Here is a 21,092-nt window from a genome sequence, read left to right as displayed (position 1 = left end):
GGCTGTTCAAATACTTAGCGGTGGCCGGCGGGGACGCCCATGGAGGCGGCGATCCGTTTCGACGGCCACAGGATGATCTGCATCACGACGCACGCCAGGAGCAGGGTGCAGGACAAGATGACGAGGCTCCATCCGAATCCGCCCGTGGCCTGGCGGATGGTCGCCACCAGCAGCGGTCCGACCAGGCCGGAGCAGTTCGAGCAGGTGGTGATCAGCGCGATGGAAGCCGCGAGCCCCTCGCGCGGCAGCACTTCCCCGACGCTCGCCCATACCAGCGTGAGTGCGCTTGCCAGGCCGGCACCTGCAAACACCAGGCCCACCATGGCGATGAACAGGTGCTGTTGCATCAGCGCCGCCGTCGTCAGGCCCGCCGCGCCCACCAGCGCCGCAACCGCGAAATGTCCGCGGCGCTCGCGCGTTTTGTCGGAGTGGGAGGCCATCCAGAACGAGGCTGTCGCGCCGGCGATGGCGGGCAGCGACGACAGCAGGCCGATTTCCATCAATGACAAGCCCATGCTTTTCAGCAGCGTCGGCTGCCAGAAGGCAAGGGCATAGATGCCCAGGACGGTCAGGAAGCAGACCAGGCCGAAGCCCCAGGCCCTCGGCTGCCGCAGTGCGGTGCCAAGGTGGCCGGCGGCCCGGCCTTCGTTGCCGGAGCGCGCCAATGCCTGCACGCGCGACTTCTCCTCCGGCGCAAGCCAGTGCGCGCGGCCGGGATGGTCGTCAAAGCGCAGCAGGGTGACCGTGGCGAGGGCGAACGCCGGGAGGCTTTCCAGCGCGAACAGCCACTGCCACCCTTCGAGCCCGCCTTTGCCGTGCAGCCAGGTCATGACGCCGCCGGCAATCGGCCCGGAAAGGATCGGCGCAAAGCCGGCGCCCATCAGGAAGATGGCGTTGGCGCGGCCCCTGCGTTCCGGCGGATACCAGAGCGTCAGGTAGTAGAGCGCGCCCGGCACGAGCCCGGCCTCGAACATGCCGAGGAAGAATCGCGCCACGTAGAACTGGGTGGGTGTGGTGACGAACGCCGTCGCCGCGGACGCCACCCCCCACAGGACCATGATCCGGACCAGCGTGCGCTTTGCCCCGATACGCGTCAGCAGCAAGTTGCTGGGAATCTCGAACAGCACGTAGCCGAGAAAGAGCACGGTCGCGCCCAGCCCGAAGACGGTGTCCGCGAACCTGAGCGTTTCCTGCATCTGCAGTTGCGCGTACCCGATGTTCGTGCGGTCCAGGTAGTTGATGAAGTACGCCAGGAACAGCAGCGGCAGCAATCGCCAGGATATGCGCCGGAAGAGCGCGTCGTCTGCGGATGGCGTCGAAGCGCTTGCCGCTTCGCTGGGGCCGGCGCCCGATGTTGAGTGCATGAATTGTCTCCTCGTTTTGGTACCAGCCCGCACTGTCGGGGGCTTGTCCGAGGCAAGTGTAGTTCGACTGGAATCGATTGCACATAGGGATAACCATGGGCGCGCATCGGACGAACCGATCTGCGGTCGCCGGATGCGTGCTCATGTCTCGATGGCGGCCAAAACCCACAAAAATGCGGCGTATTTCGCAATCGCTGCACTATCCGTTCGCCAGCGAGAGGAATGCCGGTCTCTCATCCTAGGGTTATCCCTATTGGGAATCGATTCCAGAAACGAACTAAACTCGCCTCACTTCGAGCGGCAACGGCGGGCGGTCAGGGCCGGCCGGTGCGTGCCGGGGGCGAATCAACGAGGATCGAGGAGACAAGGAATGAGTCAGAAATTCGGCGGCGTCCGCCAGGTCGGGTACGTCGTGCGCGACATCAAGGCCGCGATGGCGCATTGGGTCAACCTGGGGATCGGGCCCTGGTTCTACATGGACGACGTCGGCACCAGGGAGTTTCGCTACTTCGGCGAGAACTCCCGCTTGCCGAAACTCTCGATCGCGCTGGCGAACTCGGGCGACCTGCAGATCGAACTGATCCAGCAAAGGGACGATGCGCCGTCGCTGTATAACGATTCCCTGAAGCGCAACGGGGAAATCGCGCAGCACGTCGCCTACTGGACGGAGGACCGCTACGACGAGATCGTCGCAACCTTGCTCGGACTTGGCTATGTGGAGGGGCATGGCGGTCGCATGGGTGGCGCCGGCCGCTTTGCGTACTTCGTGCACCCGGACTTTCCGAGCGGGATGTTCGAGATCTCGGAGATGGCGGGCGGGAAGGCGCAGTACTTCGAGGCGATCAGGCAGGCCGGGCTGGCGTGGGACGGATCCGATCCGGTGCGCATCGTCGAGGTTCCGCCGGCAGCGGCGCAGACCGGTGCGGGGGACTGATCCCGTGGATGCGCTCTCACTCAAGAACGAGCAACGGACGCTGGGCGCGTGCCTCGCCATGCAGGCGGCACTGCGCCCCGACAAGGTATTCCTTGTCTTCGAAGACCGGACCTATACCTACGGCGAGTTCGATGCCTGGGTGACCCGCCTGGCGCGCGGACTGACCGGGCTCGGCCTGCGCAAGGGGGACAAGCTCGCGATCATGCTGCCCAACTGCGCCGAGTTCATGGGCTTGTGGTTCGCGTGCGCGCGTCTCGGGCTGCTGGAGGTGACCGTCAACACGGCCTACCGTGGCCCGCTGCTGCGGCACGTGATCGAGCACTCGGATGCGCGCATGGCCGTGGTCTCGAAAGCGTTTGTCGAACGCTTCCAGGATGCGCACGTCGGCTTCGGCAAGCTCGAGGCCATGATCGTGCCGCGGGCGGACGGCGAAGCGCTCCCGGACTTGCCGATCCCGGGCGTCCGCTTCGAAACGCTGGAATCGTCCGGCGTGCCCCTGCCCGATGTGCACGTCTCGAACCGGGACCCGCTGGCAATCATGTACTCGTCGGGGACGACAGGGCCATCGAAGGGCATCCAGCTCTGCCACAACTACTTCTGGTGGCATGGCAGCAAGACCGCCGACGGGCGGCACATCGGCGACGATGACCGCCTCTACACCTGCCTGCCGCTGTTCCACGCCAATGCCCAGCTGGTGACGGTCACGCCGGCGCTGATGGCCGGCGCCACGCTGATCGTGGACGATCGCTTCAGCGCGTCGAATTTCTGGGAGCGTCTCAAGGGCTTCGGCGCAACGCAGATCAACTACATCGGCGGCATGATCCCGATCCTGATGAAGCAGCCCGACAGCCCCGCCGATCGCGACCACGCCGTCAGGTTTGCCTCGGGCGGCGGTGCGCCCAGGGACCTGTGGGAAGCATTCGAGCAGCGCTTCGGCCTGAAGCTCTACGAGGGGTATGGCCAGACCGAGAACTGTGTCGCGCTCGCAAGCCCCATCGACGCGCCGCGCGTGGGTTCGGTGGGATTGCCGATCTGCGGCTATGACGTCGATCTTGTCGACGGCAACGACGAGCCGGTTGGCGTGGATGCGATCGGCGAGCTCGTGTTCCGGCCCCAGGAGCCGTACATCATGATGGACGGCTACTACAAGAATCCCGAGGCGACGCTGGCGCAGAGCCAGAACCTGTGGTTCCACACCGGCGACCTGATGAAGCGGGACAGCGACGGCTACTTCTACTTCGTCGACCGCAAGAAGGATGCGATCCGCCGTCGCGGCGAGAACATCTCCGCATTCGAGGTCGAGATGGTCGTCAACGCGCACCCGGCGGTTCTCGAGTCCGCTGCCATTGCCGTGCCATCCGAGGTTGGCGAGGACGAGGTCATGGTTTGCGTGGTGCGCAAGGAGGGCTCGGCGCTATCCGCGCTCGAGCTGATCCAGCACTGCGAGAAGCTCATGCCGTATTTCTCGGTGCCTCGTTTTGTCGACTTCCGCAGCGACTTTCCCAAGACGCCGACGCATCGCGTTGAAAAGTATCGCTTGCGCGAAGAAGGGATCACGCCTTCGACCTGGGACCGGGAAAAGGCGGGCTATACGCTGCGCCGCTAGCCGGCGCGGGCCGGCCCGGATCGTGTGGATTGCCGGCATGGCCATGCGCGGCATAGCCCGGGCCAAGGCAATCGGAACTTCATGTCACAAGGAAAACCATGCGTGCATTTTTATCTGACGGCGACAGTGTCGTCCCGGCCGACGTGCCTCGCCCTTCGCCGGCCGACGGGCAAGTGCTCGTCAAGGTCCGCGCCAGCGCGTTGAATCGTATCGACCTGACGATGGCCAAGGGCAAACGGCATGGCGCGGCGGGTGGCCAGGGCGTGCCTCTGGGTGTCGAATGGGCCGGCGAAGTCGTCGCTGTCGGCAGCCAGGTCAAGGCCTGGCAAATCGGTGACCGGGTGATGGGCGCCGGCATCGGCGCATTCGCGGAGTACACGCTGGCCCATCCGGCCATGATGTACGCCATCCCGCAGGGCATGCCCTTCGAAGAGGCCGCGGCATTGCCCGTAGCCATGCAGACCATGCACGACGCCATCTCGACGCACGGCGCCATGCAGGCCGGCCAGTCGGTCCTGATCCAGGGGGCGAGTTCAGGGATGGGGCTGATGGGGATGCAGATTGCCAGGCTGCTTGGCGCGGGCCTGGTGCTGGGCTCCTCGACCTCCGCGGCGCGCCGGCAAAGGCTGCGCGACTACGGTGCGAACCTGCCGGTCGACACCGGCAGGAGCGACTGGGTCCAGGAGGTGACCAAGGCCACCGCAGGGATGGGCGTCGACCTGCTGGTCGATCTGATCGGTGGGCCGTTCGTGAATGGCGGGATGTCCGCAACCCGCGTGGGCGGCCGCATGGTGAATGTCGGGCGGGTCGCCGGCGAGAGCGGCGACTTCGACTTCGACCTGCATTCGATGCGCAGGATCACCTACATCGGCGTGAGCTTCCGCACCCGGACCCCGGCCGAGGTGGCCGCCGTCGTGGCGCGCGCCAGGCACGACCTGGAGCCGGCATTGAAGCTGGGCAAGATCAGCATGCCGGTGGACAAGGTGTATCCGCTCGCCGACCTCGCCGGCGCGCTGGAGCACATGGCGCAGAACGGGCATTTCGGAAAGATTGTCGTCACCGCCGGCTAGCGCGGTGACCGGGACGAGAAACAGGAGACAACATGGAAAACGTATATGTCATTGGCGTCGGGATGACGCCATTCGGCCGCTTGCTGGATCTGAGCATCAAGCAGATGGCAAGCGCAGCCGTCGACGCGGCGCTCAAGGATGCCGGCGTTGAAAAGGAAAGACTGCAGGCGGCATTCTTTGCGAATTGCGTGCAGGGCCATATGGAAGGGCAGCATATGATCCGCGGCCCCGTGGCACTGCGCCATATGGGTATCGGTGGCATCCCGGTCACCAGCGTCGAGAATGCCTGTGCCAGCGGCAGTACCGCGCTGAACCTGGCGTACAACTTCGTCAGGTCGGGGGAGGGGGATATCGCGCTCGCCGTCGGCGCCGAGAAGATGTATTCGCAGGACCGGGAGCGCATGTTCTCTGCGTTCGACAGCGGCTGGGACATCGCAGAGGTCGAGGCCGCCAGGGAGCGGCTGCTCAAGCTCGGCCGGGGCGTCGAAGTCCCGCCGGGCAGCACCTCTGCAAAGCCGTACAGTGTGTTCATGGACATCTATGCGGCTTCGGCACGCGAGCACATGAAGCGCTACGGCACCACCCAGCGCCAGATCGCAGCCGTCGCGTCCAAGAACCACAAGCACTCGCAGTACAACCCGCTCTCCCAGTACCGGAACCCGTACTCCGTCGAGGAGATCCTGGCGGCGCCCCCGATCGTCTATCCGCTGACCGCGCCGATGTGCTCGCCCGTGTCGGACGGTGCGGCCGCGGCGATCGTCTGCAGCGAGAGCGTCTTGCGAAGGCTCGGCCTGAGCCGCTCCCGGGCGGTGCGCATCGCCGCGTCGGTCGTACGCACCGGGGCCGATCGGGATGTGAACGATGTCGAGAACGCCTGCACCGCGATCGCGGCCAGGCTAGCTTACGAAAAGGCCGGCATCGCTCCGTCGGACGTATCGGTGGCCGAAGTTCACGACGCCACCGCGATGGGCGAGATTGTCCAGACCGAGAACCTTGGCCTCTGCGCGTTCGGCGAGGGCGGGGCGCTGGCGGAGCGCGGCGACACGGCGCTCGGCGGACGGATCCCTGTGAATCCCTCCGGCGGACTGGAGTCCAAAGGGCACCCCATTGGCGCGACAGGCCTGGCACAGATACACGAACTGGTGCTCCAGCTTCGTGGCGAGGCGCAGGGGCGGCAGGTTGAACATGCCGCGGTGGGCATTGCCGAGAATGGTGGCGGACTGATCGGCGTGGAAGAGGCAGTTGCCTGCGTGACGATTCTTTCGCGCTGAGTCCGAAGGGCTCTTCTTCTTTCTCGTCCAGGAGAAGGATGACAACAGGAACGCTGCGCGTTCCTGTTGTTCCCGGCAGGACGATCAGGCGGGTCGCGGCGTCGTCGCGCGACGCCTGCCACCTGAGCGTCTGCTGCCGCGCGGCACGAGAGCTGTGCCGCGCGATGCGCCGTCAGGCTACCTTGACGGCGCGGCGGGCGCCTTGCTGCACGGCGCCGGAGGCTACCGCGGTCGAGGCCTCGAAGTTCGACTTGACCGTCTCGGCGGCTTGCTTGGTTGCCTTCTGCACCGATTCATAGGTGTTGTTGGCGGCCGCGACCGTCGACTGCAGGAGCGCGGTGAGGGCTTCCGAGCCGGCCGGCGCGTTCTTCACGAAGGTGTCGACGAAAGCCTGCACGCGGCGGGTGTGTTGTTCGTACTGCGCTTCCACGGCCTTGGCGAGTTCGGTCTGCGTGTCGGAGGCGATCTCGTACACGTGTTGCACGTACGACAGCGCCTTGTCGGCCGCCGGTTGCGCCAGCGTGCCTCGCGTGGTGAAGACGTCGCGCAGGTCGCGGCCCGACAGGGCGGCCTGGATATTATCCTGGCTTTCGGCGATCGACGATTTGACTGCCTGCAGGTTCAGCTCGGCCAGTTTCTGGAAACCGTCGAAGGCCGTATTCGTCAGCGCGAACAGGTTGGCGAAATGGGCTTTCTGGGCTTCTGCGAACTGGTCGGACGAAAAAACGAACATGCGTGCTCTCCTGTGAATCGCCCGGCCGCTTGGCCGACTCAGGGCCGGCATGCACTGGATGTGGATGCCGTGCGGATCGGGTCGAGGGTCTGGTTCGGAAGGGATGGGCGTCACCGGTTTGCGCAGTGCACCATCCAAGGGCAGATTCTAGAGGGGGCTATTTGGATAGCCCCTAGGGACATACCCGGACATCTGGCGCTTATCGCTGTTGCTGTGCAGCATGGTCGACATCAAGCGCACCCCCGTGACGTGGGGAGCGGTTTCAACCGGCGGGCTTATGTTGGCTACCGCACGTCGCGCTGGCGGAATCGGCGGCTACCATGCCGCTGTTCTTCCCGACGCACGGACCTGCCATGCGCCACTGCGCCGTCCAGCACGAAGTGATCAGCGATACCCAGGCCTTTCACGCGCTCGCGCCGGAATGGGATGCGCTGTGGCAGAGGGCCAATGGCGCGCATTTCCAGTCGTTTGCCTATTGCGCAAGCAGCCTAGGGGTGGCCGCCACCATGGCGGGCCGCAAGCTGCAGTGCCTGGCCGGACGCTCGCAGGGCCGGCTCGTGGTGCTATGGCCGCTGGTCGTCTACCGCAGGGCGGGCTGGCGTTTCATGCAGCCGCTGGGGCCCGGCTACAACCCGCCTCACGACATCCTGGTCGAACCCGGCGCCGATGCCGCGGCGATCGTGTCTGCCGCCTGGCACGCCATGCTCGCCAGTGCCAGGCCGGACCTCGTCTACCTGCCGCGCGTGCGCAGCAGCTCGCTGCTGCACCGCTGCGCAAGCGAAAGCGGCCGGGTTGCCTATCGCCTGGACGAGATCACCCCCGTGGCGCGGATGCGCGAGCAGGCCGGGTGGACCGCATTCTGCCGTTCGCGCACCGGCCGCTCGCGCAATCCGCCGGACTACCTGCTGCGGCGATTCGAGGGGCAGGGCAAGGCCGAGGTCCTGATCGTCGATCACAACGACAGCCGGGCCGCCTTCTTCGTCGACTGGTTGCTGCTGCACAAGCGGCGCTGGGCCGAGCGCGGCGAGATAGAAAGCGCGTGGCTGTTCTCCGACGACAGCCACGCGTTCCTGATGCGCCTGATGGCGGTCGGCGACATGCATGCCAGCCGGCATGCCCAGCCCTTCCGCTTCTTTGTGCTGACGCTCGACGGCGTGCCGGTAGCGCTCAACCTGCTCGCCATCCAGAACCATTGCGTCGACCTCGTCATCAACACCTACGACGCCGCGTACGCGAAGTTGTCGCCGGGCACGGTGCTGATCGACTGGTGCGTGAAATGGGCCTTCGACCATCGCTTCGATTTCGACTTCGGCTCCGGACGGCAGCACTACAAGCAGTTCTGGAGCAATGGTGTCGCTTACGCCACGGCCAGCCTCCATGTCGCGCATACGCAATGGGGGCTGGCGGGCTACAGGCTGCTGCAGGGCGCGCGCTGGGCGCGCGGGCGCATCGCCCGGCTGCGCGGGCATGCAGAGGATGAGGACGGCCGCGACGGCAGCGCGTCCGCTCGCGCCACCCGGTCCGCGTGAGCCCTCTTGCAGATGGACGGCGCGGGCCGGTGCGCTGCTAGGCGTGCGTTCCGGCTTCGCGCAGCTTGGCCACTTCCTGGTTGCGCAGGATGAAGCGCTGGACCTTGCCGCTCGGCGTCTTGGGCAGTTCGGCTACGAACTCGATCTCGCGCGGATAGGCGTGGGCCGCCAGGCGGTTGCGCACATGCAGGCGCAGTTGCTCGGCCAGTTCGGGTCCCGCGCGGTATTGCGGGTCCAGCACGACGAAGGCCTTGATCAGCTCCGTGCGTTCCGGATCGGGTTTGCCGATCACCGCGGTCTCGATCACGGCCGGGTGCTCGATCAGCGCGCTCTCCACGTCGAAGGGGCCGACGCGGTAGCCCGAGGTGGTGATGACATCGTCGTTGCGGCCGATGAAGCTGATGCTGTTGTCCTCGTTCAGCTCCGCCGTGTCGCCGGTCAGGTAGTACTTGCCGACGAAGGCGCTGGTGTGCGTTTCGTGATAGCCGCCGAACCAGCACATCGGCGACTGCGCCAGGTCCAGCGCCAGCGTGCCTGGCTGGCCCGCCGGCAGTTCGCGCGCTTCGTCGTCGAGCACGACCACGCGATGGCCGGGGCTGGCGAAGCCGGCCGCGCCCAGGTGGACCGGATGACGCAAGGCGTGGTGATTGCATAGCACCATGCCAAGCTCGGTCTGGCCGTAGTGGTCGTGGATGGTGACGCCGAGCTGGTCGGCGAACCAGCGGATGACCTCGGGGTTGAGCGGCTCGCCGGCGCTGCTGACCGCGCGCAGCTTGCCGCGCAACGGACCGGACACCGCCTGCCCGGCGGCGATCAGCAGCCGGTATGCGGTGGGCGAGCCGGCGAGGTTGGTGATGCCGTATTTGTTGATGACGCGGCAGGTGCTTTCGATGCTGAACGGGCCGTCGTAGAAGGTGGTCGGATGGCCCAGGGCCAGCGGGCCGGTGACCGCGTAGTACAGGCCGTATGCCCAGCCGGGATCGGCCAGGTTCCAGAACGCGTCATCGGGGCGCAGGTCCACCGCGTCGCGCATATAGCCGGCGAATGCGGCCACGGCCTTGAGCGGCACCAGCAAGGGCTTGGCGGGGCCGGTGGTGCCGGAGGTGAACATCATCAGGAAAGGGTCGCTGCCCTTGCGCATGACCGGCGCGAAGTCCGCCGGCTGGCGGTCCAGCTCGGCCCAGAAGCTGAAGTCCCCGCGCACCAGGCCGCGGCCCTTGGCGCCGGCCACGGTGAGCACCGCGGGGCAGCCCTGCACGTCGTCGAGCTTGCCGCGGTTGGCGCCGTCGGTGACGACCAGGCGCGCTCCCGATGCCTGCAGGCGGTGCTCGATGGCTTTTGGCCCGAAGGCGGTAAACAGCGGCTGGTAGACCGCGCCTGCGCGCCACGTGCCGAGGATGGTGGCCAGCAGCTCCGGCGTGCGCGGCAGCAGCCCCGCGACCCGGTCTCCGGGGCCGATGCCCTGCGCCTTGAGGAACCCGGCGAACTGCGCCGAGAGCTTTTGCAACTGGGCGAAGGTGTAGGTTTCGCTGCTACCGTCGCGGCCTTCCCAGAACAGCGCGATGCGTCCGGGCAGCGCATGGCGGTCGCAACATTCGACGCAGGCGTTGAGGGCGTCCGGCGTGCCGCTCAGGCGCTCCGCCAGCGATGCCTCATAGGAAAAGCCTGCGATGGCCTCGGCGTAATCGCGCATGGTGGTCTCCTTGGTGTCTCTCGTGATTGGCGGGCGTGCGTGCGGACCGCGTCTGGCGAAATTCTGGGCCAGGCCCGCGTGCGCGGCAATGGCCTCGCCGCGCACGCTGACTGAACCCGTTTGCCAGTGCGCGTTTGCCGCGCCGCCGTCGGACGAGACTAGTGGCTGCCGCCGTGACCGTTGCCGTGGCCGTTGCCGTGGCCACCGCCGCCACCGCCGCCACCGCCGCCACCGCCGCCACCGCCGCCACCGCCGCCACCGCCGCCACCGCCGCCACCGCCGCCACCGTGGCCGCCACCACCTCCGTTGCCACCGCCGTGACCGCCACCGCCTCCGTTACCGCCTCCGTTACCGCCGCCGTGGCCACCACCGTGACCACCACCGTGACCACCGCCGCTACCGCCGCCGTGACCACCTCCGCCGCCACCATGCCCGCCGCCGTAGCCCGGCGGACGCTCTCCGTGCGGAGGACCGCCGGGCGGGCGCGCATGCGGCGGCGCATAGCCGGGGCCATGTCCGTACGGTGACGGGCGCGGCGCCCAGCGTCCCTGGTCGTGATACCAGGGACGATTGCGATAGTAGTTACCCCAATACGAACCGATGGTGAAGCTGACGATGGGCAAGCCGATCATGGTGCCGTAGTTGAGCACCGGTACCTGGCTGCCCTGGTAGGGGTAGCTGAGCATGCCCGCATAGACCCAGCCACGCAGGTTGGGCAAGGCCACGTCGCACCAGGTGTACTGGGCGATGCAGCCCATGACCGAGAGTGGCGTGCCGCCCGCGAGTTGGGCAACCACCGGGTATTCCTGTCCCGGTCCGGCCAGCAGGTTGACGGGGCCGGCCGTGAATGCCCGCCCGGGTTGCGCATGGACCGCGCCGGGCAAGGCCGCCGCGGTGGCGAATACCGCCAGGGCGCATTGCACTATGCTGCGGTGCATTGTGTGTCTCCTGCTCGAAGCCGGGCGCAGGCGAAGACCGCGGCATGGATCATGCCGCTGCAGTGCAGCGGACAGCGAATCGGGGCCGTGCTAACGGCTTGCCCCGTTCACCCCATGGTGTGCCATGGCGAGACCGAGAACGCGACCATCAGGGCCGAGACGATGGCGGGGGCGCCGAATTTGATGGCGCGGGATTGCGCGAGCGTGCCGAGCAGGACATAGAGGCACACCAGGACAATAGCGCACACGAAGACAAGGCTTTGATAATCTTGCATTTGATGTCTCCCTTAGCCGTTATATCTTTAACGTTATATCTAATGACACCGTCCGTACGCAGAGCTGCCTTGAGCACGTTCGAGTTCATGGTATGCCTGTAACCTCCGCGCTGCAATCGGGACGGCCAGAGGGTATACGCGCACATTCCTCGCGCGCGCCGCACGAAATCACGCGCATTCCCGTTCGCGCGGATCCATGCATTTCACTTATCTGATCGGCAGGGGACACGAATGGAATTCAAATGCAGATGGCACGCGCCGGCCGCCGGCGCACTGATCGCGATTGGCCTCGCCTGCGGGCTCGGCAATGCTCGCGCGGCGGGAATGCAGGTGTCTTCTTCCTCGTATGCGGAAGGCACCTCCATACCCTCGCTGCATGCCAATGACACGCAGAATTGCGGCGGCAAGGGGGTGACACCGCAGGTCTCCTGGTCCAATCTTCCCGCCGGCGCGAAATCGGTCGCGGTGCTGTTGTTCGACCCCGATGGCGCAAACGGGCTCAGCGTCTCGCACTGGGTCGCGTACAACATCGCGGCCGAGCGCGGGCAGCTCAAGCAGGGCGAAGGGAGGAGCAGCGGGGATGGCATCACGGTGGGCAAGAACGTGACTGGCGACATGGCCTACCGGGGCCCCTGTCCGACGGTCGGCGACGTGCCGCATCACTATGTGCTGAGCGTGGTCGCCAGCGACCTCGCGCCTGGCGCGCTACCGCAGGGACTGAGCCGGGACGAATTGTTCTCTGCGCTCAAGGGGCACGCGCTCGGCGCACAGAGCGTGGTCGGCAGGTACGGGCGCTGAGTGCGCCGTCAGCGGGATATGGCGCCGGCACCGTGACACCAGGTGCCGGCGCCGGTTGCGCATCACAGCGGGACGACCTTGGGCGGCGGCGATTCCGCATGACCCATGCCGGGCAGGGTCACTGGCAGTGGCATCGACTTGAGCAAGTCGCGCATCTGCGGCGGCAGCCATGGAAAGCCACAGGACGCCGATGGCGGGGAAAAGCCGGGGTCGAGGTCGCGGTTGAGATAGGCGATGCCGCCACGCGTGGCGGCCATGGCGTGGCGGTCCATGCCATCGGCACGGGACAGGTCTCGGATCAACAGGGTTTGCATGACAGTCTCCAGACGGTTTGATTGCGAGCGGCAGAGGTGCGCTCACAGGCAAGACGCATGGAATGTGCCATCGGGAAATCGGCCGCACTGTGCGCCGCAGGCGGCAGCGCCGCGGCAAGGTGGTGGCTCGCGGCAGACATGGTGTGCCAGGGTGTTCGCGGGCTGCCGACGACGTGGCGGATGTGCCGTTGCAGCCGGCGATGTCGATGCCCGGCTTCTGCATCGATCGCGCAGCCCGCCAGTTGCCGATGGCACGCCGCGCCACGCTCAATCAAGCCAGCCGCAAGTTGCGCGAGCCATGCGGTCGTCCGGCCTGAAGGGCGGGCGCTTCCGGCATGGTGTCATGCGCCGGCGGGCCGGACCCGCGCATGTTCGGGTTGCGAAGAGGGCCAGGCAAGATCGCGCCCGGCAAGCAGGCGGCCGCCTTCGGCACCCCTCGTTCCCGGATGGCCGGCGGCGCCTTCGGCGGCCGGGCTCATGGTGCGCGCCGGCGCCGCCGACACGCCGCTCTGGTCCTGGCCGGCGACGATGCGTGCCGGGTCCGCGGCAGGTGCGGCCTTGCCGTCGTGCATCCTGTCGGTAAAGGCATCCGAGGCCGGCCGATGCAGGTTGTAGCCGTACCTGTCCCCGGGATGCGTGCTTTCGCGCGGGCCGGTGGCTTGTGCCGCGCCCGATAGACAGGCGGCCACGAGACTGCCCGCGATCAGCAGGTCCTTGAAAATGAGATGCTTGTTCATGATGAAGATACTCTCCTTGCTGCTATAGATCCGCCTTGCCGGCGGGGTTGCGGGCCCCGGAGAGGTCCGGGTTCCGTTTCAAAGTCCGCTGCCTTCGCTTCCGCTTCCCTACTTCTTCTTGCCGAACTTCACGAGGTCCGTTTCCTTGGTGTCGGCAATGAAGATGGCAAGCATCTTCGCCGGCTCGGTGTCGCTGGCGTTCTCGCTCATGCGGTGGTCCACGCCCGGTGTTTCCGTCCAGCTCTCGCCGGCGTGGAAGACGTGCTCCTTGCCGTCGTCGATCTTGCTGCGGATGGCGCCTTGCAGCACATAGCCCACCACGAAGGCACCGCCGTGGCGGTGGCCGGGCGTCTTGCCGCCCGGCGGGTAGTCCACCACGATGGTCGTGATGGTCTTGCCCTGCACGTTGGCGATCGGATAGCGGAACGCCGGGGCGATGGTCTCGCGCGGCGCGGCGACCTCCGGCGCGGCGGCCGCGGGCGCGGGCGTCCCGCCCAGGCCGTAGCCGGCCAGCACTATTGCCAGCACATTCGCCAGCGTCACGGGTTGGAATTTCATGGTCTCGGCTCCTTGCTGCAGCCTTGAAGCGGGTTCGGCTGCTCCATAACTACGACTCGAGGTATCGTAGTTATGGAGCGTAGTCCGTTTCTGCGGACCGCGCAAGGCGATTTTCTTGCGTGCTGTCGGCGCGTGGGCCCACCGGATCACCGGGATCGCGAGCAGGACGCGCCACCTTCATGCGGGGTGCAAAAAAATTCTTGAATCTTTAAACTACGACAATTAGAATCGGAGTTATGGAAGGGCCCGCGGCAAAGCAGTGTTCCGGGCCAGAGTCCGAAGGGCGGCCGGCGCACCGGCTGCCCGGACGAGGGAAGGCTACGGACGCAGGCGCGAAACCGGTGCGGCCCATCCCCAACACCCTTCCAAGGCGGATCGGGCATGCGCGAGGCGCGGCTGCAGGTCCGGCGCAGTGACACTTGCAAACATCAATGGAGATGCATATGAGCAAACGTATCCTGGTAATTGGCGCCGGCTTCGCCGGCATGTGGGCCGCACTGAGCGCGGCGCGTCTGCTCGACCAGCAGAAGCGGACGGACGTCGAAGTCGCGCTGATCGCGCCGGCGCCGGAACTGCACGTCCGCCCGCGCCTGTATGAGGAAGCCCCCGGCCAGATGAAAGCCCCGCTGATGGATATCTTCAACTCGGTTGGCGTGAGCTTCATCCAGGGCACGGTGGAACGCGTCCACCACGATCGCAACGAAGTCGAAGTCGTCGGCGCGGATCAGGCGAAGTCGGTCCTGGCCTACGATCGCCTGGTGCTGGCCACCGGCAGCCGCCTGTTCCGCCCGGGCATCCCCGGCCTGAAGGAGCATGCGTTCAGCGTGGACCAGGTCGATGAAGCGGCGGAGCTCGAAGCCCATATCAAGGCCCTCGGCGAACAACCTGACACGCCGGCGCGCAACACCATCGTGGTGGCCGGCGGCGGCTTCACCGGCATCGAGACCGCGGCGGAAATGCCGGCGCGCCTGCGTGCCGCGCTGGGCGCAAGCGCCGACGTGAACGTGATCGTGGTCGACCGCAATACCGAAGTCGCCGCCGAACTCGGCGCCGGCCCGCGACCCGTCATCTCGCAAGCGCTGGAAGCGCTCGGCGTGAAGTGGAAGCTCGGCTCCGCGGTGGCGTCGGTCGATGCCACCGGCCTGACCACGGCCGACGGCGAGCGCATCGACGCCAGCACCGTGATCTGGACGGCCGGCGTGCGTGCCAGCTCGCTGACCGAGCAGATCCCCGCGCAGCGCGACAACTTCGGTCGCCTGCACGTGGACCGCAACCTGCAGGTCAAGGGTGTGAAGAACATCTTCGCCACCGGCGACGTGGCCTACGCCGCCACCGATGACGAGGGCAACTACGCCGCCATGTCGTGCCAGCACGCCATGAACCTCGGACGCTCGGCAGGTCACAACGTGACCGCCGACCTGCTCGGTGTCGAGCCGATTCCCTACAGCCAGCCGAAGTACGTGACCTGCCTGGACCTGGGCCCGTGGGGGGCGGTCTATACCGAAGGATGGGAGCGCGAGGTGAAGATGGCCGGCGCCGACGCCAAGCAACTCAAGACCAGGATCAACACCGAATGGATCTACCCGCCCAGCGCCAACCGCGCCGACGTGTTCGAGGCGGCGGATCCCCTGCGCATCGTGGTTGCCTGAGCGCGGGTGCTTGTGTAGCGGGTTGGGTGTTCGCCCGCGGCGGTGCGCAGAGCCTTCGCGCCGCCGCGGGCGAAGCAAGTAGAAAAGCCGGCCGGTCCATTTGCGTGGACTGGCCGGCTTTCGTGTTCATGGCGCTTTCGCCGCGTAGCGGCAGCGGGGTGTGCGGGCCGGCCCTTGCCGGCGCCGCACCAAGCGGGTCTTACTTCCTTGCCTTGGGGGCCGCTTCCGCGCGGTCCCCCCGCCGGTTGACCGAGCGGTCGGTCAACCACTGCACCACATGCGGGCCGAAGCCGGCCGATGCCTTGGCCAGCGTCTTGTCGGCAAGATCCGCGAGCGTGTGCCTGGCCAGCTCCTGCCGCATGGTTTTTTCCGCGGACTGCATGACCGCGTGAATGGAGCAGACCCCGCGGGTCGCCCACGCAGGCGGCGCATCGGGGTCGAACAGGGCGCAGCGGGAGCGGATCTCGCGGCAGTCGAACAGCGGCTTGTCGCCGTCGATGGCTTCCACGACGTCCTGGACCGTGATCCTGGACGCGGGCCGGGCCAGCGCGAAGCCGCCCCGTATGCCTTCCGTGGCGACCACCAGCTCGGCCTTGGCCAGCTTGGTGAAGAGCTTGGCCAGGTACTCGACCGGCACGCCCTGCAACTCGGCGAGGTCGCGCACGCTGGCTTCCTTCACGCCGGCGGGGGTATCGGCAAGAAAGAGCATGCAATGCAGCCCGTACTCGACCCCTGTGCTGATGAATGACATGGCTTAACTAAGATGAATTGAATCGTAGTTTAAGCCTATACGGAATCGGGGCAAAGGGCAAGACCGCAGGCGACAAGGGGCCTGCCCGAGCACAGCGATGTGCGGCGCGCTCCGCCGGGCGAAACACATCGAGTCCGTTTGCGCAACGCGCCGGGACGGGGATCCGCCCTGGCCGGATGCGACGGGCCTCTAGCCCGCCAGCCCGGCGGCCAGGAAGTCGATCAGGGCCGCCACGCGCCGGCTCGGCGCGGTGCCGGGATACACGGCATAGAGATCCACGCGCTCGGCGATAAACTCGTCGAGCGCGCTTTCCAGTTCGCCGGACGCGAGTTCGCGGTGTCGATCAGGTCGACCACGCTGTCGTCGAACAGCAGGGTGATGCTGACCGCAGGGTGCAGTTCGAGGAAGCGGTCCAGCAGGGGAACGACGTGCGCGCGGCCGAAATCATTGGTGGCGGTCAGGCGGATAGGCCCGCGCAACGGGCCATCTTCATGCATGGCGCTGACCGAGGCATCCCAGTCCGCCAGCAGGCGGCGGGCATGCGCGAGGAAGCGCTCGCCTTCGTGGGTGAAGGCCAGGCGGCGGGTGGAGCGGGTGATCAGGCTGGCGCCGAGCTCATCCTCGAGTTGCTGCACCGCCAGCGTCACGGTGGACGTGGCGAGCGTGCGCTTGCGTGCCGCAGCCGAGAAGCTGCCAGCCTCCGCTACGTCCACCAGCAGGCGCAGCGCGTCCAGTCTGTCCATGGTTTCTTCGCCGGAATCCGAGTCCATGATGGTAGCGGATTCCCGGCAGGCATCCCCGGCGCAAGCGCACCGGGCCCCTCGTCGATACTTGTCAGGCGATGGTGTCCACCACGCCGCCATCGACGCGCAGCGCGGCGCCGGTGGTGGCGGAAGCCTGCGGCGAGCAGACATAGACGATCATGTTGGCGACTTCTTCCACGGTCGCCGCGCGCTGGATGATCGACGTCGAGCGGTGCGCCTTGACGAAATCCGCGGCGACCTGCTCGGGCGAATGGCCGGTCTTCTGCACCTCGTCCTTGAGCATCTGCGCGACGCCTTCGGACAGGGTCGGGCCCGGGAGCACGGCGTTGACCGTCACGCCGGTGCCGGCCAGCCGCTTGGCCAGGCCACGCGAGACGGCCAGTTGCGCGGTCTTGGAGAAACCGTAGTGGATCATGTCGGCGGGGATGTTCAGGCCCGATTCCGACGAGATGAACACGATCCGTCCCCATTTGTGCGCGACCATGGAAGGCGCGTAGGCGCGCGACAGCCGCACGCCGGACAATACGTTGACTTCAAAGAAACGCGTCCATTCGCTGTCCGGCGTTTCGAAGAAGTCCTGCAACTGGAAGATGCCCAGGTTGTTGACCAGCACATCGACGTGCGGCTGTTGCGCCACCAGCCGTGCGCACACGTCCGCGTCCGCGAGGTCGCCCGCGAAGCCGGTGACGTCCGCGCCGGCCACCGCGCCGCGCAAGGCTACCAGCGCCTTGTCGACGCCGGCCTCGCTGCGGCCATTGATAATGACGCGGGCACCCGCCTCGGCGAGCCCCTTGGCCGCGGCGAAGCCGATGCCGGCGGTCGAGCCAGAAACAAGGGCGATCTTGCCCGAAAGGTCGATCTTCATGGAAACTCCTGGTCTGGTGGCGTCCGGGTTGGAAGCCGTCTGACACAGTGTATTTGCCACATGCCCTTCCTCCAAGGCAGCGCCGGACAAAGCACCTTTCGGCTGCGTTGAACGATGGCTGGCCATGCGGCGTGCATGCGGGGCCGGGGCTACGTCACGCCGCTCGGTCCGGCGAACCCGTCCGGGTGCGGCGAGCCATCCTGGCAGCAGGAAGTCCGCAAGCGCATCCGCAGATCGGCGGGCGCCGGCCCACGCCGACGTACAATTCCGCTTTTGACTCGCTTTCGACGCTCTCACATGACCACTCTCGGCACCCCTCTCTCGCCCAACGCGACCAAAGTCATGTTGCTGGGCTCCGGCGAACTCGGCAAGGAAGTCCTGATCGCGCTGCAACGGCTCGGCGTCGAGACCATTGCGGTGGACCGCTACGACAACGCCCCCGGGCAGCAGGTGGCCCACCACGCCCGCACCATCGCGATGAGCGATCCGGAGCAGCTCAAGGCGCTGATCGAAGCCGAGAAGCCTGACCTGGTGGTGCCGGAGATCGAAGCCATCGCCACGCCGATGCTCGAGGCGCTGGAGGCCGGCGGCGCGGTGCGCGTGATTCCCACCGCCCGCGCCGCGCGCCTGACCATGGACCGCGAAGGCATCCGCCGCCTGGCCGCGGAAACCCTTGGCGTACCGACCAGCCCCTACAAGTTCTGCGACTCGCTGGAAGAGCTGCAGGCCGCCATCGACGGCGGCATCGGCTACCCGTGCGTGGTCAAGCCCGTGATGAGCAGCTCCGGCAAGGGCCAGAGCAAGATCGACGGCCCTGAAGGCGTCAAGGCGGCATGGGACTACGCCATGGCCGGCGGCCGCGTCAGCCACGGCCGCGTGATCGTGGAAGGCTTCATCGATTTCGACTACGAGATCACGCTGCTGACGGTGCGCGCCGTCGGCGCCGGCGGCGAGGTCCAGACGCAGTTCTGCGAGCCCATCGGCCATGTGCAGGTGAGCGGCGACTATGTGGAGAGCTGGCAGCCGCATCCCATGCACCCGGCCGCGCTGGAGACCGCCCAGCAGATCGCGCAGGCCGTCACCGCCAACCTCGGCGGGCAGGGCCTGTTCGGCGTGGAGCTGTTCGTCAAGGGCGAGCAGGTCTGGTTCAGCGAGGTCAGCCCGCGCCCGCACGACACCGGCATGGTCACCATGATCACCCAGTGGCAGAACGAGTTCGAACTGCACGCGCGCGCCATCCTCGGCTTGCCGGTCAGCACCGCGCTCAAGAGCCCCGGCGCCAGCGCCGTGATCTATGGCGGCGTGGACGCCGCCGGCGTGGTCTTCGATGGCGTGGACGAGGCGCTGCGCGTGCCGCAGACCGAGCTGCGCCTGTTCGGCAAGCCGGAAAGCTTCGCCAAGCGCCGCATGGGCGTGGCGCTGGCCTACGACGCCGACGTGGAGACCGCCCGTGCCCGCGCCAAGGACGCGGCCAGCCGCGTCAAGCCCCGCATCGCCGGCTGACGGGCCGCACGCGCGACGCACCGCGCGCGGGCGCGCCGCGCACAGGATATGCCGCACCTTCCCACGGAGCCGATCCCCATGCCTGGCCATATCGGAATCGTCGCCTGCTCGGCCGAAGGCGCCGCGCTGTGCTACCGCACTATCTGCATGGAGGGCGCGGCCCTGCTCGGGCCGCACGCGCATCCCGAGATCTCGATGCACACGCCATCGCTGGCCGAATACGTCGGACACCTCGGGCGCGGCGACTGGGAGGCCGTGGGTGAGTTGATGCTCACCTCCGCCAGCAAGCTCGCCGGCATGGGCGCCGACTTCCTGATCTGCCCCGACAACACCATCCACCAGGCCATGGCGTACGTGGCGCCGCGCTCGCCGCTGCCCTGGCTGCATATCGCCGAGGTGGTCGCCGCCAGCGCGGCCGAGCGCGGCTTTTCCTGTCTGGGCATCACCGGCACCGCGTGGCTCATGGACAGCGAGGTCTACCCCGGGAAGCTCGCCGCGCGCGGCATGCGCCATATGCTGCCCGATGACGCCGAGCGCGACGAGATCGGCCGCATCATCATGGATGAACTGGTGAACGGCGTCGTCACGCCGCAAGCGCTCGCTTGCTTCCTGCGGGTGATCGCAAACATGAAGGCGAAGGGATGCGACGCGGTCGTGCTCGGCTGCACCGAGATCCCGCTGATCGTCAACGACGCCAACTCGCCGCTGCCCACGCTGGACTCGACACGCTTGCTCGCAAGGGCGGCGCTGCGGCGGGCGGTGGGTTGCCCGCAGCCTGCAAGCCCTGGACCCTGAACCCTTGCGTTCCTGAGTCCTTGATTCCTTGATTCCTTGGCGCCGCCAAGGCGCCAAGACGCCGGGGCGCTATTGCCCGGGCGCGTCGTGAACAAAGCGGCCGGCGCTGAGCGTGTTGACCTGGTCCGCCGAAATATCCATCAGGATCCGGCTTCGCTCAGGCGACATCTGCACCGTGATGTACAGGACCGGCCGCGACTCGGGATCATGCATCAGCCGCACCAGCTTTAGCAGCGGCGCTCCCACCTCGGTACGCAGCCAGCCGGCGAAGGCGGGATCGGCCGCCTGCGCCGTGATCTCCTGCACCACGCGGCCGAACTTCACGCCCTGGGCCTGCAGGATCTCGTAGAGCGCGTGCTTGCGCAGCGCCGCGGCCGTCACGCGCTTGCCCAGCGTGGCGGGCACCCAGGCATCGGTCAGCATGACCGGCGTGCCCGCCATGCTGCGCAGGCGCAGCGCGTGCACGGCGCTCTCGCCCGGCTGGAGTTGCAGCAGGCCGGCAATATCCGGCGGCGGCACGGCGGTGCTCACGCCGAGCACTTCCACATCGGTTTCCAGCGCGGCCTTGCGCAGGCCGTCGATCACGCTGAGGCTGGGGCTGCTGCGCCCCACCGGCGCATCGGGACGCACGAAGGTGCCCAGGCCGTGCCGGCGTTCGACGATACCCAGCGCGGCCAGGTCCGCCAGCGCGCGCCGCACGGTGATGCGCGATACCCCGAAGCGCTCGCACAGCGCTTCTTCCTTCGGCAGCGCGCCGGTCTGCGCATAGACGCCGCGCGTGATTTCGTCACGCAACACGATGAACAACTGGCGATGCAGCGAGGTGCCGGGCGCATGGCCCAGCGGCGAGGCGGTAGAGGTGGTGCGCGACATGGGATGGCGGATGGGTGGCGTGGGGAGCATAGCACAAGGACCTTGCGGGTTTTTCCCCTCCTTGACGCACCC

22 protein-coding genes are annotated in these 21,092 nt (G+C 67.2%); 10 read left to right on the top strand and 12 right to left on the bottom strand.

Features of this window, described 5'->3' with window-relative positions; genetic code table 11:
* Positions 1 to 14: 14 nt before the first annotated feature.
* Positions 15 to 1,271 (bottom strand): MFS transporter, encoded by a 1,257-nt coding sequence (locus AC1DK4_RS01560; protein WP_441612125.1) that lies wholly within the window; start codon positions 1,269 to 1,271, stop codon positions 15 to 17.
* A 463-nt stretch (positions 1,272 to 1,734) separates the two neighbouring features.
* Between AC1DK4_RS01560 and AC1DK4_RS01555 the strand changes: the two genes are divergently transcribed.
* The 4 genes from AC1DK4_RS01555 (at position 1,735) to AC1DK4_RS01540 (ending at position 6,245) form a co-directional block, all read left to right on the top strand.
* On the top strand, positions 1,735 to 2,298 hold the full coding sequence (locus AC1DK4_RS01555; RefSeq protein ID WP_441612126.1) for a VOC family protein: 564 nt from the start codon (positions 1,735 to 1,737) through the stop codon (positions 2,296 to 2,298).
* 4 nt (positions 2,299 to 2,302) lie between these two features.
* Complete coding sequence (locus AC1DK4_RS01550) at positions 2,303 to 3,904, top strand: AMP-binding protein (RefSeq protein ID WP_441612127.1); 1,602 nt, start codon at positions 2,303 to 2,305, stop codon at positions 3,902 to 3,904.
* 98 nt (positions 3,905 to 4,002) lie between these two features.
* Positions 4,003 to 4,974 (top strand): quinone oxidoreductase family protein, encoded by a 972-nt coding sequence (locus AC1DK4_RS01545; protein WP_441612128.1) that lies wholly within the window; start codon positions 4,003 to 4,005, stop codon positions 4,972 to 4,974.
* Between the two features lie 32 nt (positions 4,975 to 5,006).
* Complete coding sequence (locus tag AC1DK4_RS01540; RefSeq protein ID WP_441612129.1) at positions 5,007 to 6,245, top strand: thiolase family protein; 1,239 nt, start codon at positions 5,007 to 5,009, stop codon at positions 6,243 to 6,245.
* A 172-nt stretch (positions 6,246 to 6,417) separates the two neighbouring features.
* Here AC1DK4_RS01540 and phaP read toward each other — a convergent pair whose 3' ends face one another.
* Positions 6,418 to 6,978, bottom strand: coding sequence for a TIGR01841 family phasin (gene phaP, locus AC1DK4_RS01535; protein WP_441612130.1), 561 nt, complete (start codon positions 6,976 to 6,978; stop codon positions 6,418 to 6,420).
* 320 nt (positions 6,979 to 7,298) lie between these two features.
* On the opposite strand from phaP, the gene AC1DK4_RS01530 reads away from it, so the two are divergent.
* Positions 7,299 to 8,507: a GNAT family N-acetyltransferase gene (locus AC1DK4_RS01530; RefSeq protein WP_441612132.1), complete on the top strand. Its 1,209-nt coding sequence runs from the start codon at positions 7,299 to 7,301 to the stop codon at positions 8,505 to 8,507.
* A 37-nt stretch (positions 8,508 to 8,544) separates the two neighbouring features.
* On the opposite strand, the gene AC1DK4_RS01525 is transcribed toward AC1DK4_RS01530, so the two are convergent.
* The 3 genes from AC1DK4_RS01525 to AC1DK4_RS01515 all read right to left on the bottom strand — a co-directional run bounded on the left by AC1DK4_RS01525 (position 8,545) and on the right by AC1DK4_RS01515 (position 11,413).
* Positions 8,545 to 10,200, bottom strand: coding sequence for an AMP-binding protein (locus AC1DK4_RS01525; protein ID WP_441612133.1), 1,656 nt, complete (start codon positions 10,198 to 10,200; stop codon positions 8,545 to 8,547).
* Positions 10,201 to 10,358: 158 nt separating this feature from the next.
* Entirely contained in the window at positions 10,359 to 11,138 is a 780-nt protein-coding gene (locus AC1DK4_RS01520; protein WP_477131376.1) for an SH3 domain-containing protein, read from the bottom strand.
* Between the two features lie 107 nt (positions 11,139 to 11,245).
* The gene (locus AC1DK4_RS01515) at positions 11,246 to 11,413 is read right to left on the bottom strand and encodes a hypothetical protein (RefSeq protein ID WP_441612135.1); all 168 of its coding nucleotides are present in this window, start codon (positions 11,411 to 11,413) and stop codon (positions 11,246 to 11,248) included.
* A 324-nt stretch (positions 11,414 to 11,737) separates the two neighbouring features.
* Here AC1DK4_RS01515 and AC1DK4_RS01510 point away from each other — a divergent pair, with 324 nt between their 5' ends.
* A complete protein-coding gene (locus AC1DK4_RS01510; RefSeq protein WP_441612278.1) occupies positions 11,738 to 12,211 on the top strand; it encodes a YbhB/YbcL family Raf kinase inhibitor-like protein in 474 nt (157 codons plus the stop codon).
* A 62-nt stretch (positions 12,212 to 12,273) separates the two neighbouring features.
* Here the strand turns inward: AC1DK4_RS01510 and AC1DK4_RS01505 are convergent, their stop codons facing one another.
* A complete protein-coding gene (locus AC1DK4_RS01505; protein ID WP_441612136.1) occupies positions 12,274 to 12,525 on the bottom strand; it encodes a hypothetical protein in 252 nt (83 codons plus the stop codon).
* A 62-nt stretch (positions 12,526 to 12,587) separates the two neighbouring features.
* On the opposite strand from AC1DK4_RS01505, the gene AC1DK4_RS01500 reads away from it, so the two are divergent.
* On the top strand, positions 12,588 to 12,842 hold the full coding sequence (locus AC1DK4_RS01500; protein WP_441612137.1) for a DUF3175 domain-containing protein: 255 nt from the start codon (positions 12,588 to 12,590) through the stop codon (positions 12,840 to 12,842).
* 24 nt (positions 12,843 to 12,866) lie between these two features.
* Here AC1DK4_RS01500 and AC1DK4_RS01495 read toward each other — a convergent pair whose 3' ends face one another.
* On the bottom strand, positions 12,867 to 13,262 hold the full coding sequence (locus tag AC1DK4_RS01495) for a copper resistance protein CopQ (RefSeq protein ID WP_441612138.1): 396 nt from the start codon (positions 13,260 to 13,262) through the stop codon (positions 12,867 to 12,869).
* Between the two features lie 108 nt (positions 13,263 to 13,370).
* Positions 13,371 to 13,820: a cupin domain-containing protein gene (locus AC1DK4_RS01490; protein WP_441612139.1), complete on the bottom strand. Its 450-nt coding sequence runs from the start codon at positions 13,818 to 13,820 to the stop codon at positions 13,371 to 13,373.
* 443 nt (positions 13,821 to 14,263) lie between these two features.
* Between AC1DK4_RS01490 and AC1DK4_RS01485 the strand changes: the two genes are divergently transcribed.
* Entirely contained in the window at positions 14,264 to 15,469 is a 1,206-nt protein-coding gene (locus AC1DK4_RS01485; protein WP_441612140.1) for an NAD(P)/FAD-dependent oxidoreductase, read from the top strand.
* A gap of 199 nt (positions 15,470 to 15,668) precedes the next feature.
* Here AC1DK4_RS01485 and AC1DK4_RS01480 read toward each other — a convergent pair whose 3' ends face one another.
* The 3 genes from AC1DK4_RS01480 to AC1DK4_RS01470 form a co-directional block, all read right to left on the bottom strand.
* Entirely contained in the window at positions 15,669 to 16,220 is a 552-nt protein-coding gene (locus AC1DK4_RS01480; RefSeq protein WP_441612141.1) for an RrF2 family transcriptional regulator, read from the bottom strand.
* A 221-nt stretch (positions 16,221 to 16,441) separates the two neighbouring features.
* Positions 16,442 to 16,963, bottom strand: coding sequence for a LysR family transcriptional regulator (locus AC1DK4_RS01475; protein WP_441612142.1), 522 nt, complete (start codon positions 16,961 to 16,963; stop codon positions 16,442 to 16,444).
* 91 nt (positions 16,964 to 17,054) lie between these two features.
* Entirely contained in the window at positions 17,055 to 17,849 is a 795-nt protein-coding gene (locus AC1DK4_RS01470; RefSeq protein WP_441612144.1) for an SDR family NAD(P)-dependent oxidoreductase, read from the bottom strand.
* Between the two features lie 297 nt (positions 17,850 to 18,146).
* On the opposite strand from AC1DK4_RS01470, the gene purT reads away from it, so the two are divergent.
* Both purT and AC1DK4_RS01460 read left to right on the top strand, forming a co-directional pair.
* Positions 18,147 to 19,352 (top strand): formate-dependent phosphoribosylglycinamide formyltransferase, encoded by a 1,206-nt coding sequence (gene purT, locus AC1DK4_RS01465; RefSeq protein WP_441612145.1) that lies wholly within the window; start codon positions 18,147 to 18,149, stop codon positions 19,350 to 19,352.
* 78 nt (positions 19,353 to 19,430) lie between these two features.
* Entirely contained in the window at positions 19,431 to 20,147 is a 717-nt protein-coding gene (locus tag AC1DK4_RS01460) for an aspartate/glutamate racemase family protein (protein ID WP_441612146.1), read from the top strand.
* Between the two features lie 69 nt (positions 20,148 to 20,216).
* Here the strand turns inward: AC1DK4_RS01460 and AC1DK4_RS01455 are convergent, their stop codons facing one another.
* Positions 20,217 to 21,020 carry a GntR family transcriptional regulator gene (locus tag AC1DK4_RS01455; RefSeq protein WP_441612147.1) on the bottom strand — a complete coding sequence of 268 codons (804 nt, stop codon included), beginning with the start codon at positions 21,018 to 21,020 and terminating at the stop codon, positions 20,217 to 20,219.
* Positions 21,021 to 21,092 lie beyond the last annotated feature (72 nt).

The sequence above is a fragment of the Cupriavidus sp. 05N38 genome (genome assembly GCF_056397345.1).
The sequence above is the reverse complement of the archived record's forward strand: the minus strand, read 5'-3'. Positions and strand labels throughout refer to the sequence as shown.